Here is a 13,527-nt window from a genome sequence, read left to right on the forward strand (position 1 = left end):
AACCTTCCGATCGCTGTTATCCCCGAATTTCTTTAATCTATCTCCTAAAGGTAGCATTTCGGTGATAAAGGCGAGCGCTTCGCTTCTTCAGGTTTTTTCTGTCCTCTTCGTTATTGTGTAAAACTAAATTCAACTTACTTAAATTAATATAACTAGACCCTATTACTTGAAAGTCCGGTGCAGATCATGCGGATATCCTCGTCAAAGGATTGGATCACAAAGGCATCGGACAACCGCTGATTCGGATGTGCGTCAGCTACTTCCTGAAGCTTCGCCTCATATGTAGCGATGAATTGATTAATGGTTGGACAGCTCACATCCAGATGTCTGGCAATGCCCTGAATGATTTTGATGCGATAGTAATCCTCCTTGGGCATACGGGGGATGTCCAGTTCCCCTTCGCGGTTCATGAACGTTTGACGGAATGGGACTGCTGAAAAGTCGAAATATTTCCCTGCCGTGTCGGGTTCCGAGAATGGATCAATCAATAAGGAGGTGTATCGTATGTATAATAAATACTCTTGATGAATGACCTGCAGTTGATTGAAATTCTCGATATCCTGGCGTGATATACTCTCTAATCGAACCGGATAGTTGTCATCCGTCATGAATTGAAGCAGGTTGACTCCCTGAATATCAAGTCGTTCTGTAATATTCATAATCTCCTGCCACTGTGCCCGCATATCCCGTATCAAAACTTGTGTAATTGGACCTTCGGGGTACATCTTGTATACGTATTTCTGAATATCTGATGCTCCAAAGATGGCTTCTAATGAGAAGTCATTCATGAACAAGGGCGGATGCACATACAACGAAATATTTCTCGTTTCCGCCTCCAATGGAGATCGCATCACTTCCAGCGCAACACCCAAACGCTCATACACCTGGCATAGCTTACTGACCTGTTCAGACGGGTAACGAGTGGAACCGATATAGACTTTTTTCTTGACCCCTGTAGTAATCACATGATTGGACGGATGTTCGTGCATCCAACGGGTATCTCCAAGGTAGGTAGAGAAACTGATCACTTCCGGCTCTGCATTCCGCTCTCTCATGTAATGGGTCACGAGTCGATTCGACCCAAATGTTGGAGAAACCAGAATGATACATTTCAGTTGTTTAATGAATTCATTTTTCATTTGTTCCAATACATCGATATACGCATCCGTTGTTACAGCAAAAATGAGTGTATCCCATTCGCCCTCAATGGTGTCATATCCCTTGAACACATGATCAACGAAACATTCACCTGCGAGTGATTGATGTTTCTCATTTTGAATGCTGACCTGAATACGTTGATTGCTCTCATCGAGAGCTGCAAATATCGATGCTGAACGAACCGATTGTCTCCCCGCAATGCCTATACAGCAGTTGAGATGGTCTTTAAGCGTTACAGCAAGCTGAATGGATGCTGGCCCGGTTCCGAGTATCAGAATTCGCTGAAGATTGCTCATATAAGCCTCCTTATTTCAAAGTTCAATCTGGACTCCATTCGGTTTGACTTGGATGGCTATGCTTTTTGATACAACGCAATATCGAACACATCATCCGGGCGCAGGATCTTGTCCACCAGTTTCCACTTGCTGTTATCCGTCTCTCTCATGGGATAGTTGAATAAGGACTTCAACTGATCACCATATCTCATGGCTACAACGACCTGTGCATTCGTCAGGGCATGCAGTTGATCAAGCAGATCATATTTAGGGGCCACGGTAGAGCTGAAAATGATATGGGTTGCTTCCCTGGTATAATCCAGATCCTCCAGCAATGTTGACTCCAAACGAATCTTCAAGTCCGTTCCCAGTGTCTCCACCACTTTTCGCCCGAGTGTAATGGACTCTTCATCAATATCGATCCCGACGACTTGTGCACCTGTTCGCTTGGCGATCAGTAATGGTGTCATGGGGAAGGAACCGGAGCCTACCAACAATACGTTGGAATCGGAGGTGACATGAAAGCTGCCGAATTCTTTATCGATGCACTCTTCTATGTTTTTGAAATAATCGGCAATCTGCACATCCCCGTTCTCTAACTTCAATGCACGATATTTCTCCATGATCGCCACACACTGGGCGGATTTATTTCTTAACTGCCATATAAGCGAATCCAGTTCTTCCAGTTCCGAATGCTCCAACTGTTCCCATGCTGCCTTATTCTCCTGATCGGTCACAAAGCGGGAGTAGTCATTAATCACAGCCTCCAGTTCTGCACTATGCTGAATCGTATGATCATACTTGCTCGCGAGCTTATCGAATTTCTCTGCAAATTCACTCAAACATGTCTGAAAATGGACCAATGTGATCATTTCTCTTCCCCCTATACGTTGTATTGATCATGTGTCATGTACCTCATGCGTTTACAACGCTCCATTCTGCTGGAGCATCTATGAAGGCTTTGCCCTGAGCCACGATGCCAACCGATCCCTCAATCGTAATACTCCCAAGTTCTGCGCCATTCCACTGGGCCGCTACTTTGATCGCACCACCGGGCTGCTTGATATACTGCGTAATCTGTCTCTGCTGACTCCATGCGAGATAAGCTCCCACGGAGGCCGTACCCGAGCCACATCCTCTCTCCCAAATCAGACTATCGAGCTCCGGAACATAGATGAGTGGGGCCATTTCTTCCAAGTGTGATTGATATAACAAGATACCGATCAGCTTATCTCCCAAGGTTAATCCAAGTAACCTTGCAAGGGTCTGTGCCCTCTTCTTCATCGTATCGTCGAAGTCATCGACTTCAATCACGATATGGATGAACTCAGCGTACCGGATGATTACCATATCGAGCTCGATGCCTTCGTACCGGATTGTTCGTTGTTCAATCTGCTTCGGTACCGGCATGGTTACCTGACAGTTGTATTCATTCTGCTGCTTCTTCACATGGCATATGATCAATTGATCGGTTCCGGAAACCTCCAGCATGATGTCCATAGACTCCTGTTGTGCAAGTCCTTCTTCAGATGCGAGGTGTGCTGCAAGTGCCATACAGGCATTGCCACAGAACTCTCCTCCGGCCATTTCCAGACGTGCCACAGCTTCCGGTCTCCTCGTTGGTTCAATGAATCCCACTTGCTCGGCGTAAACGTTATCATACGACATTAGACGGGTAGCAATATGACTGTATTGCTCGGCTACATGATCCGTTTTAACCAGAATCGTCATGTTTTGGGTGGGACTGAACTTAATAAAATCGATCTCCTGTTTCATCGCAGCGACTACTCCTGTTCTACTTTTTATCTAATAGTAATTATTACGATTAAAGGTCGAGAAAAATATAGCACATCCTTTTGGGGAGCGTCAACAAATATTTCCATTATAAAAAAACTGCACCTCATTCGCTTTTTCATTCCCTTCTGTAAGAAAACCCAAACAGAGCTGACGCTTCTGAGCCAACCCTACATAAATACTCCGTCTGTTAAGATTCAGCGAATTGGTGTTTCTACCTCGCTCTTGCTATAAAAAGAAATACAAAAAACGGTAGCCGCAGAACGGAACCGTTTCGATCTGGATAGGACCAGAGATTCATCGTACCTATCACTCTTGATATGCGTGCACATTGTGCAATGCTTGCTCAGCTAATGCAGCCAGAAGATGTGCTCCCAGCGGCAATGCTCGTTCATCCACATCAAAGCCAGGATGATGCCACTCATGCGGGCCAGAGGTGCCCAGGAAGAGGAACAGGCCTGGAACTTCTTTTTGATAAAAAGAGAAGTCCTCCCCTGCTGGAGAAGGCAGCGGTCTAACGCGATTTAATCCAATCTCACTTGCAACCTGCTCCGCCGCAGATGCGAGAGACGCATCGTTGACCACGGCAGGTGGTCCCTGAATCCAGCGAACCGTAGCCCGTGTGCCATAAGCTGCCGCCACACCGGCCACCACCTGATTGAAACGCTCGCGAATCCGTGCACGCACTTTCTCATCAAAGGTACGTACTGTGCCATCGAGTATCGCTTCATCCGGAATGACGTTCCAGGCTGTGCCGCTGTGGAGCTTGGTAACGCTGATGACGGCGCTCTCCTGTGCCCCTACATTACGACTCACAATCGCCTGAAGAGCCGTAACGATATGTGCGGCAACCACAATCGGATCAATGCCTGCTTCCGGCACGGCTGCATGGGTGCCTATACCTTCCACTTTGACAACAAAACCGTCTGCGGCCGCCATCAATGCGCCTTCCCGAATGCCTACCGTACCCACCTGAAGATCAGGCTTGTTATGCAACCCGAATACGGCCCGAACATCGGATAATGCGCCGCTCTGGATCACTTGCCGTGCACCCGTTGCTTTTTCCTCCGATGGCTGGAACAACAAGCGTACTTTCCCCGGAAGCGTGGACTCGCGCTGTTTCAGTAAACGTGCAGCACCGATCAGAATCGCCGTGTGTGCGTCATGTCCGCAAGCGTGCATCTTTCCAGCCAACTGCGAGGCAAATTCCAGCTTTGTCTCTTCCTGAATGGGCAGCGCATCGATGTCCGCTCTTAGGGCAACAACAGGTCCGTCTCCTTGGCCTACTTCAGCGACAAGCCCTGTCCGCAGCACATATTCGTCTGCAATACGGACACCTTCCTCTTCCAGCCAGCTGCGAATGGCTGCCGTCGTTTCCCTTTCCTCACCGGACAATTCCGGGTTACGATGCAGGTGTCGCCGAATGGTGATTAAACGATCCGCGAATTCTTCCGCCTGTTCACCGTGAAGCTCATACTCGTGTCCCTGTACTTGCGCTTCAGCCTGCTGCTTGGGCTGTTCCAGATCACTTTTCATCCCATGGCCTCCCATTCGTATATATTCACTGTACTACTTCTATCCGATTGCTGCTTCCTGTGTCTTGGATTCCAGTGCATATTCGCTTAGTCCCTGCTCTGCCAGAATTTCATGCAATAATTCGAATGAACGAATTCGCTTGGCAAAGTCCCGTGTCGCTGTAGTCACAATGAACTCTTCCACGGCAAAATCCTGCTGGAACTTCAGCAGTGCCTGACCTACGGTTTCTTTCGTGCCCCGGGTCACGCTTGGTTCAAGAATCTCGATCCGATAGCTCTCGTTGGATTGACGTCCGAACTCCTCCGCCTGTTCCACAGAACCGACCGTCAACACCTTTCCACTCTCCAGATGGATCTTCACCAGCATATGTTCACTCGCAAGCCCTTCCGCTTCTTCCTCACTCTCCGCCACAATCAGGGATATCGCCAGTGCAGCGTAGGGCTCTCGTCCTTGGGAACGATCGAATTGTTCACGATATACACGGATGGCCTCAAGCGCTACCTCGATATTACTGTTAATGAACAGTGAAAAGACATATGGAAGTCCCAGTTCCGCAGCCATGCCCGCACTATCAACACTGGCTCCAAGCACGTACAGCTCCGCTGGAATGTCCGACACAGGAGAAGCAGTAAGCCCCGCAAGTGGATGAGCTGAATTTGCATGTGGTTCATTATGGATGTATCGCTTCACCTGAACAATTTTCTCTTGAAGAGATGCCGCACCCTGAATACCTTCCTGTAACGCCTGAGTCGAACGCGGTAATCCACCTGGAGCACGACCAATTCCCAGGTCAACTCTTCCCGGTCCGAGTGCTGCGAGGATATTGAAATTCTCGGCGACTTTGTATGGACTGTAATGCTGGAGCATCACTCCGCCAGACCCCAGACGAATGCGCTTCGTATGTGCAAGCAAGTGGGAGATGAGTACCTCCGGGGAGGAACCTGCAACATGCCCGGAATCATGGTGCTCCGATACCCAGAACCGATGGAATCCAAGCTGCTCTGCCCGCTGTGCCAGCTCAATCGTATGCCGAAAAGCATCCACCGCCGTTTCCCCTTCATAGATTGGGGTCTGATCCAAAATGCCCACACGAATACTCATATCATTCTCCTCCTTAACTCCGTTTGGGTGTAAAAGTCAGATTCAACGCTATACGCTTTATAACTGTCGCAGCAGTTCCCCGAAGGGCTCTGCCAATGGCGAATATTCTTCCTTTAACGTGACAACGCTGATCTGCAACGATACACCTGCTACCTCATGTACCTGAATGGGGAATAACTCCTGATTCTTCACTTCCTTCTTCACCGTGAGTCCCGGGAGAAAGGCAATGCCTGCCCCTTGCATAACCAGTTTCTTCGCTGTCTCCGAATTATCGACATGGTATGTAATATTCGGCGGATGTTCCAGCGAGTCGAAAGCCCGGTGAATGCGAAGCCAGTCCAGTGAACCACATTCGAAAAAGACCAGTTGCTCATGCCGGATCGCTTCCATGCTGACATGCCCGCTCTCCATGAATGGATGTCCTTTGTACACATAGAGCTGGATTGGATCTTCATAAAAAGCAACCGTACGGATCGCAGGATGCATGACCTTGCGTACAAAAGCAAGATCGATCTCCTGACCAAGCAATTTGGCAATCAGCTGATCCGTCGTTGCCGTCGTCAGTTTGATATGAATCTCGGGGTAAGCTTCCTTGATCTTGGGCAGAAAATCGGGGATGACATAATTCGACACCGATACTGTACTACCCAGTCGGAGCGCATCCGGTGTTGTCTTGCGTTGCTGAATCTTCTGCTTGCCCTTCTGAATGACTTGCAGCACCTGCTGCGCATACGGCAGGAATTTCCGACCTTCTTCTGTCAGCACAATTTGCTTGCCAAGCCGATCAAACAACTTACAGCCAAGCTCCCTTTCCAGTGACTGAATGCGAGCTGTGACCGAAGGTTGGGACAAGAAGAGTACTTCGGCAGCCTTATTGAAGCTTCCATAATGATTGATATATACAAATGCTTCAATATTTTCGATATTCATGAGGGCCTCCGTATCCACGTCCGCAGACGTTTGATCTTATATTGATTTAACCAATATACTTACTTGGTTTTATGATATCTTAATTCCATCCTTTTCCAGTGTCAATATCAATTCATCCAGCGAGCGTTCCAGACGTGTAGTAACATCCGCCGAAAGTACGCATTGTCCGTCATCCCGTCGTTCGATTCCTTGATCTACAGCATATACGCCACCCAGGATATGTCTTCCACCAAGGGCCGCCAGTACAGGTTTCAATGCATAATCAATCGCGAGCAGATGAGCAATGGAGCCACCGATAACGAGTGGAAGTAACAACTTACCACGTAGCCCTTCTTGCGGAATCAGATCCAGGAACAGCTTGAGCACTCCCGAGTACGATGCCTTGTATACGGGTGTAGCTACAATGACTGCATCCGCGGCTTCCACGACAGCCAGTGCATCACGAATGAATGAACTGTCGAATCGGGCTTGCACCAGATCTTCGGCAGGCATATCGACAACGTGAATAACTTCAACGGTAACGCCTGCTTCCGTTAATTTCTGACTACTGTAATCTGTCAGACCTGTCAAACGCGAACGTTTGGAAGGTGATCCGGCAATAATGACGACATGTGGCATAACGTATTCCTCCTTGGTATAGCGGTCAGGCCGCTCCTTTTACTTTGGGGTCCAACCGATCGCGAATATCGTCTCCAATCAGATTAACCGCCAGTACAAACAACGTAATCGCAAGCCCCGGGAACGTACAGATCCACCAGGCAACCGTCAGATAACCTCTACCTTGGGAGAGCAATGCACCCCAATCCGGAATTTCTTTCAATACCCCAAGCCCAAGAAAACTCAGTCCGGAGCCCGTCAAGATTGATGTACCTACGCCCAGCGTAGCCATAACCAGCAACGGTGACAACGAATGTGGCAGTACATGTTTCCAAAAAATACGGCTATTGGAACCGCCCAGTGAACGTGTCGCTGTAATGAAAGGCAGTCCTTTAACCGATATGACCTGCCCGCGCATGACCCGTGCGTACCCCGGAATGGAGGAAACGGCAACAGCCAGTGCAATATTCATGAGTCCTGGCCCGAGAGCAGCGGCAACAGACAATGCCAGGAGCACCCCGGGTACAGCCATCAGAATATCAACAGCCCGCATGGTGATCGTGTCGACAATGCCTCCGGCATAGCCGGAGATAATACCAAGCGCACTACCGACAATACCGCCCACAAGAACCGAAGCGAATCCAATGAGCAACGAATCCCTGCTTCCATGCACAACCACACTGAAGATATCCCTGCCAAAATAGTCCGTCCCGAACAGGTGAGCAGCAGAGGGAGCCTGCAGAATGGCATCCGTCATCATCTGAGTTGGATCATAGGGTGCAATCCACCCTGGCACAATCGCACATGCCACGGTGAATACCACCACCAGCAATGCCGCATAAAAGAATAATCGGGATACCGCCAAAGAGACGCGATAACGCCAAGGGCGGCGATTCCATAGACGGATATGTCCTGCACCGCCCGCCCATGCTTTTTTGTCACCAGCCAAAGGTTTCATGCTCATGAGCAACAACTCCTCCTTTCATACTCCGTATCAGGACACTTTCGACTGTTTCAGCGGTCATCATGTTCGGACTGCACGCCGAACCCGGGGATCAATGTACGAATACGAGATGTCCACCAACAAGTTCAGGACCACATAGATAATGGATGTAAAGAAAACAACGCCTTGTACCACGGGCAGATCCTTGGCCATTAGCGCATCCGCAATGATCCGGCCGATTCCTTGTCTAGAGAAGACGGTCTCCACCACAACCGTTCCCGCAAGCAGATCACCGATCAGCATACCGATTACCGTTACCGCAGGAATAAGCGCGTTCCGCAGTGCATGACCATACATGATGACTCGTTCCGAAAGTCCTTTGGCCCGCAAGGCCACGATAAACGGTTCGTTGATGACTTCCAGCATACTGTTCCGCACCATTCGTACGATAAATCCTGCACCCACGAGACCCAGTGTGGCTGCCGGAAGAACCAGAGAGCTGAATCCGTCGGACCCCATCGCCGGAAACCAACCGAGCTGTACCGAGAATAACAGGATGAGCAGGATCCCCGTCCAGAAGGTTGGCATGGAGATACCGAATAGTCCAACGAGCCGGGCGACAAAATCAATTACGCCATTGCGGTGAATTGCAGACAATACACCAAGCGTAATTCCAATCGTAATGGCAATGATGGAGCTGAGTGCAGTCAAAGCGAGTGTAGCTGGGAAATGTTCCAGTATTTTTGGCAAGACCGGATCCGAATTGATCATGGATTTGCCAAAATCCCCACGCAGCATATCACCAAAATAATTCGCAAACTGGATGTAAAACGGCTGATCCAATCCAAGCTGCACCCGCAGATTCTCGATCATCTCCGGGGTAGCTGAGGATGGGTCCAGCATGAGCAGAACCGGATCACCCGGCAGGAGATACATGATGCAGTACACCAGCACCGAAGCTCCGAATATAACCAGAAGCGATGTTGCAAGTCTCGACAGTATCGTTTGAACCATACCGGGATATCTCCTTCCTGTATATGGATTGGTCGTTCATATTAGGGCTGAATGCGGACGTCGTTAAAGAGTGGGTAACCCAATGAATCGAACTTGATGCCTTCGACCTTTTTGGATGCAGCTATGGTATACGGGAATACATAGATCGGCAGAATGACCGCTTGCTCAATCAGGTATTGTTGAATCTGATTGTAGATCGCGACACGTTTATCCGCGTCACTCTCAACGGCCCCCTGCTCCAGCAGTTCATCGATCTTCGGATCAGACAAACCGGACAATGTCGGACGCTCTCCCTCGGCACTCGTATGGTAGAAAGCATACAAGGCATTCGGATCGGAATTGACCTGACTGTTGCCATAGAGATCATAATCCCAGTTCTGATAGATGACCGTTGCTACGTCTTTTGTAATCTCGACTTCAACGGCAATGCCTACCTGTTTCAGCTGTTGCTGGATAATCGCAGCAATGTCATTGCGTTTCTCCCGATTGGGTGAACCATCGACATAACGCAGGGTCAGCTTCTGGCCGTCTTTGGCACGAATACCGTCAGCACCTTTCACCCAGCCTTGTTCGTCCAGCAGCTGATTGGCTTTTTTGATGTCCGGGTTGATGCTTCCTTCCAGCGATGCATCATATCCCAGGATTCCAGGAGACAGTGCAGACCACGCTCGTTCATAGTTGCCCAGATACAATGTTTTCACAATCGATTCCACATCTACGGCAGACTGTACCGCCTGTCTTACTTTCACATCATCCCACGGCGCTTTGCGCAGATTGAAAAAGAGGGTGTACGGCAGTCCAACGGTATTGGCCTGCAACAATTGCTGGTTCGGATCGTTCTTTAATGCAGCGATATTTTGCGACGGAACAGTCTCGGCAGCGAGTACCTGACTGCTCTGTACACTTCCGATACGCGTCGCTTCTTCCGGTACAATTTTGAATGTGATCGTATTCACATGAGGTGCGGCTTTATTTTCAACCGTCTCAGGTCCCCAATTGTAATCCTTGTTCTTGGCAACGACGATATCCGCATTTTCATCCCATTTCACAAAGGTATACGGACCTGTTCCCACTGGATTTTTACCCAGCTGATCGCCATATTTTTGGGCAGCTACAGGGGATACGATCCCCAGAAGTGCCTGACTCAGATTGCCGAGAAAAGCTTGCGATGGTGAATCCAGCTTTACCTTGATGGTATATTCATCAATGACCTCGGAGGAGCTATAGGGTCTAATCAGGGCCAGAGAATTGGCAGCTTTGGTGGCTGGGTCGACCACCCGGTCCAGATTGTATTTCACGGCTTCCGCATTAAACGGTGTGCCATCATGGAACTTCACGCCTTCACGCAGCTTGAATGTATAACTCTTGCCGTCCTCGGACACGCTCCATTCTGTGGCAAGCCAAGGTTTGATGGAACCGTCCGGCAGCTGTACGACCAGATTGTCGTAAATCGTCCGGATGGCACGTACCGTTACGGCAAGCCCACTGCGATGAGGGTCCAGCGTATCCGGGGAAGTCGCGAGTGCAAAAGTCAGGTTGCCTCCTTCCGCTTGCCCGGCCTGATTCCCGCCTGATGCCTGTGCTGCACCGTTCGTGCTGCCTCCCGCTGCTCCGCAACCGGATAATACCATCACCAATACTGCTGCCAATGCCATATATTTCATCCAAGATATAGACCTGTTCATATCGCTTCCCCCTCTGTGTGTACAGGTGTCATTATATTGATGCTTATACCAATACTTGATATATCCTATGAGTTAAGTCGGTTTTAAGATAGTACAAATGGTTGAGTTCATGGGTAATAAGTTAGACTCTAGCCTTTACACGTTAACGAAGAGACCAGAACCAATTCGAAGAAGCAACGCGTTCGTGTTGATTGAATAGGACTCATCTCAATTATGCCAGATCAGATACAACTTGCTCCCTGGCAGCCGTATAACGGTTAACCGGAATTTTTACCCCAAGGTTACCCCGCAATGTATCGTGCTCATACTCCGTACGATAAAGACCGCGCTCTTGCAGAATTGGAACAACCAGTTCTACGAAATCAGACAATCCACTTGGCAGTTCGGAAGCAATAATGAATCCATCTGCCGCTTCCGCCTCAAACCATTCCTGAATTTTGTCAGCAACCTGCTCCGGTGTGCCCAGGAATTTGCTGCGTGGTGTTGCTGCCCGCAGAGCCACTTCACGCAAGGTCAATCCTTGCTCCTTGGCATCCTTCTTGATCTTGTCCGTGCCACTGCGGAAACTGTTGCTTCCGATTCCGTTCAGCTCAGGGAAAGGCTCATCCAATGGATATTGGGAGAAATCATGATGTTCGAAGAAACGTCCCAGGTAATCCAATGCCTTGTCAATTGTGACCAAGCTTGCGATCTCCTGATATTTCTGTTCAGCTTCTTCCTCTGTCCGTCCAACAATAGGATTGATGCCTGGCAGAATGACAATATCCTGTGAAGAACGTCCATAGGAAGCTGCCCGCGTTTTCACATCCTTATAGAATGCCTGTGCATCTTCAATTGTATCGTGTCCGGTAAAAACAGCATCCGCTTCTTGTGCAGCCAGATTTTTGCCATCTTCCGAAGAACCTGCCTGAAAAATTACCGGCTGTCCTTGCCGTGAACGGGCAATATTGAGCGGACCCTGTACGGAGAAGAATTCTCCTTCATGATTAAGGGTGTGCAGTTTGGAAGGATCGAAGAAAACACCGCTCTCTTTGTCTCTTACAAAGGCATCATCTTCCCACGAGTCCCACAATCCTTTGGTTACCTGCAGATATTCCGTAGCGATGCGGTAACGTTCCGGATGCGTCGGATGATTACTCTTGCTGTAGTTTTTCGCTGTACCTTCCAGTGGAGAGGTCACCACGTTCCAGCCTGCACGACCGTCACTGATCTGATCAAGGGAACCGAACTGTCTGGCTACGGTGAACGGATCACTATAGGATGTCGAGAGGGTACCCACCAGTCCAATCCGTGAAGTAACGGCAGCCAAAGCGGACAGGATACTGATCGGTTCGAAGCGATTCAGGAAATGAGGAATGGATTTCTCGGTAATATACAGACCGTCTGCGATAAATACTAGATCGAACTTGCCTTCTTCCGCTTTCAGCGTCTGACGCTTGTAGAACTCAAAGTTAACGCTGGCATCTGCCTGAACTTCCGGGTGTCTCCATGTCGTATTGCTGCCTCCGACGCCGTGTACAATTGCTCCGAATTTCAAACTGCGTTTCGCTGTCATGTGCATTCCGCCTTCCTTGGATTAAAATCTTCAAATGTTCAAGGGACCTTGTGAACTGATTACATATGCGAAATAACTTAAAAGTTAACTATTCCTATCAATTTGGTTTGTTTTAATTTCACAAATCTTAGCACTGCCCCGTACAAGGGTCAACAGCGCGACTAATAGATTTTTTCTATATCAGTATCAAAAATGTGAATTAGAACCTTTGACATCTCATCAATCGTTGAGTTATGAACGTTCCAAACTGCTGTACATATGCGATCTTGCATCACACAGCAGCCGGAACGGCTTGTTTCAAAGGGATATATTGACTCCCGTCAGACTGCTGCTTCGTCCGGTTGTGCCAGAAGTTCAGCCAGCTTCTCCAGATCAGGTTCCAGCAAAGCTTCAAACTTGCCGTCCCCTCCCACTTCAATAACGGGTACATGCCGAATGCCATATTTTGCTTCAAGCACATCTCGGAGCACGTCATTACCCTGCACTTCAATGTTCTCGAAAGGCTGGTTTCGCTCTGTCAGAAATGCTTTCACTTCCCCGCAGAAATGACAGCCTGTTTTGCTCCACAGCACGACTTTTTTGGTAGATGATGACATCGACATACCTCCTGATTGGTTTTAAGATCAAGGTCTCGATGATTGAATATCAAAGCCCTAAACCTTCAATTCCCATCTGTTAAATAAGAATTATGGCTCTAAATGTACTCCTGTGCCTTTCTTGCGTCAATGGATCTGCTAATAGAATAAACCTATAACCAAATAGAAAGATTATATTTTTAAATTTGAGTGATAAATGATTTTACAGGAAGGAAACGCTCTGCTTCAGTAGTCCAGCTACCCACTCATATGTAATATTCGGATGCGGAATGAATCAGAGCGATTACACAGGATACCGCTACATTTTCCATTCCGCATCATGCTGCTAATCTGGATAAACAGA

At 48.6% G+C, this 13,527-nt stretch carries 12 protein-coding genes; all 12 read right to left on the bottom strand.

The window, feature by feature from the left end; genetic code table 11:
• Positions 1 to 152 precede the first annotated feature (152 nt).
• Positions 153 to 1,454 carry an opine metallophore biosynthesis dehydrogenase gene (locus ABTV53_RS22705; protein WP_433746772.1) on the bottom strand — a complete coding sequence of 434 codons (1,302 nt, stop codon included), beginning with the start codon at positions 1,452 to 1,454 and terminating at the stop codon, positions 153 to 155.
• A 56-nt stretch (positions 1,455 to 1,510) separates the two neighbouring features.
• Positions 1,511 to 2,305, bottom strand: a complete 795-nt coding sequence (locus ABTV53_RS22710) for an SAM-dependent methyltransferase (protein ID WP_433746775.1) — start codon at positions 2,303 to 2,305, stop codon at positions 1,511 to 1,513.
• Between the two features lie 43 nt (positions 2,306 to 2,348).
• Entirely contained in the window at positions 2,349 to 3,209 is an 861-nt protein-coding gene (locus ABTV53_RS22715; protein ID WP_433746778.1) for a diaminopimelate epimerase, read from the bottom strand.
• 327 nt (positions 3,210 to 3,536) lie between these two features.
• On the bottom strand, positions 3,537 to 4,763 hold the full coding sequence (locus ABTV53_RS22720) for an amidohydrolase (protein WP_433746781.1): 1,227 nt from the start codon (positions 4,761 to 4,763) through the stop codon (positions 3,537 to 3,539).
• 39 nt (positions 4,764 to 4,802) lie between these two features.
• Positions 4,803 to 5,864, bottom strand: a complete 1,062-nt coding sequence (locus ABTV53_RS22725) for an LLM class flavin-dependent oxidoreductase (protein WP_433746783.1) — start codon at positions 5,862 to 5,864, stop codon at positions 4,803 to 4,805.
• 57 nt (positions 5,865 to 5,921) lie between these two features.
• On the bottom strand, positions 5,922 to 6,794 hold the full coding sequence (locus tag ABTV53_RS22730; protein WP_433746786.1) for a LysR family transcriptional regulator: 873 nt from the start codon (positions 6,792 to 6,794) through the stop codon (positions 5,922 to 5,924).
• A gap of 69 nt (positions 6,795 to 6,863) precedes the next feature.
• Positions 6,864 to 7,412, bottom strand: coding sequence for an NADPH-dependent FMN reductase (gene ssuE, locus ABTV53_RS22735; RefSeq protein ID WP_433746789.1), 549 nt, complete (start codon positions 7,410 to 7,412; stop codon positions 6,864 to 6,866).
• Between the two features lie 25 nt (positions 7,413 to 7,437).
• Positions 7,438 to 8,355 (bottom strand): ABC transporter permease, encoded by a 918-nt coding sequence (locus tag ABTV53_RS22740; RefSeq protein ID WP_433746792.1) that lies wholly within the window; start codon positions 8,353 to 8,355, stop codon positions 7,438 to 7,440.
• Positions 8,356 to 8,415: 60 nt separating this feature from the next.
• A complete protein-coding gene (locus ABTV53_RS22745) occupies positions 8,416 to 9,348 on the bottom strand; it encodes an ABC transporter permease (protein WP_433746795.1) in 933 nt (310 codons plus the stop codon).
• A 41-nt stretch (positions 9,349 to 9,389) separates the two neighbouring features.
• Positions 9,390 to 11,033, bottom strand: a complete 1,644-nt coding sequence (locus ABTV53_RS22750) for an ABC transporter substrate-binding protein (protein ID WP_433746798.1) — start codon at positions 11,031 to 11,033, stop codon at positions 9,390 to 9,392.
• A gap of 211 nt (positions 11,034 to 11,244) precedes the next feature.
• Positions 11,245 to 12,588, bottom strand: coding sequence for an LLM class flavin-dependent oxidoreductase (locus ABTV53_RS22755; RefSeq protein ID WP_433746801.1), 1,344 nt, complete (start codon positions 12,586 to 12,588; stop codon positions 11,245 to 11,247).
• A gap of 320 nt (positions 12,589 to 12,908) precedes the next feature.
• Entirely contained in the window at positions 12,909 to 13,184 is a 276-nt protein-coding gene (locus tag ABTV53_RS22760) for a glutaredoxin family protein (protein WP_433746804.1), read from the bottom strand.
• Positions 13,185 to 13,527 lie beyond the last annotated feature (343 nt).

The sequence above is a fragment of the Paenibacillus amylolyticus genome (assembly GCF_050990605.1).
Taxonomy (GTDB): Bacteria; Bacillota; Bacilli; order Paenibacillales; family Paenibacillaceae; genus Paenibacillus; species Paenibacillus amylolyticus_H.

Bases quoted from the DNA above. Each gene is read 5' to 3' on its own strand.
- ABTV53_RS22710 (WP_433746775.1), bottom strand. From the start codon at position 2,305: ATGATCACATTGGTCCATTTTCAGACATGTTTGAGTGAATTTGCAGAG.
- ABTV53_RS22725 (WP_433746783.1), bottom strand. From the start codon at position 5,864: ATGAGTATTCGTGTGGGCATTTTGGATCAGACCCCAATCTATGAAGGG.
- ABTV53_RS22740 (WP_433746792.1), bottom strand. From the start codon at position 8,355: ATGAGCATGAAACCTTTGGCTGGTGACAAAAAAGCATGGGCGGGCGGT.
- ABTV53_RS22705 (WP_433746772.1), bottom strand. From the start codon at position 1,454: ATGAGCAATCTTCAGCGAATTCTGATACTCGGAACCGGGCCAGCATCC.
- ssuE (WP_433746789.1), bottom strand. From the start codon at position 7,412: ATGCCACATGTCGTCATTATTGCCGGATCACCTTCCAAACGTTCGCGT.
- ABTV53_RS22755 (WP_433746801.1), bottom strand. From the start codon at position 12,588: ATGACAGCGAAACGCAGTTTGAAATTCGGAGCAATTGTACACGGCGTC.
- ABTV53_RS22745 (WP_433746795.1), bottom strand. From the start codon at position 9,348: ATGGTTCAAACGATACTGTCGAGACTTGCAACATCGCTTCTGGTTATA.
- ABTV53_RS22715 (WP_433746778.1), bottom strand. From the start codon at position 3,209: ATGAAACAGGAGATCGATTTTATTAAGTTCAGTCCCACCCAAAACATG.
- ABTV53_RS22720 (WP_433746781.1), bottom strand. From the start codon at position 4,763: ATGAAAAGTGATCTGGAACAGCCCAAGCAGCAGGCTGAAGCGCAAGTA.
- ABTV53_RS22760 (WP_433746804.1), bottom strand. From the start codon at position 13,184: ATGTCATCATCTACCAAAAAAGTCGTGCTGTGGAGCAAAACAGGCTGT.
- ABTV53_RS22730 (WP_433746786.1), bottom strand. From the start codon at position 6,794: ATGAATATCGAAAATATTGAAGCATTTGTATATATCAATCATTATGGA.
- ABTV53_RS22750 (WP_433746798.1), bottom strand. From the start codon at position 11,033: ATGAACAGGTCTATATCTTGGATGAAATATATGGCATTGGCAGCAGTA.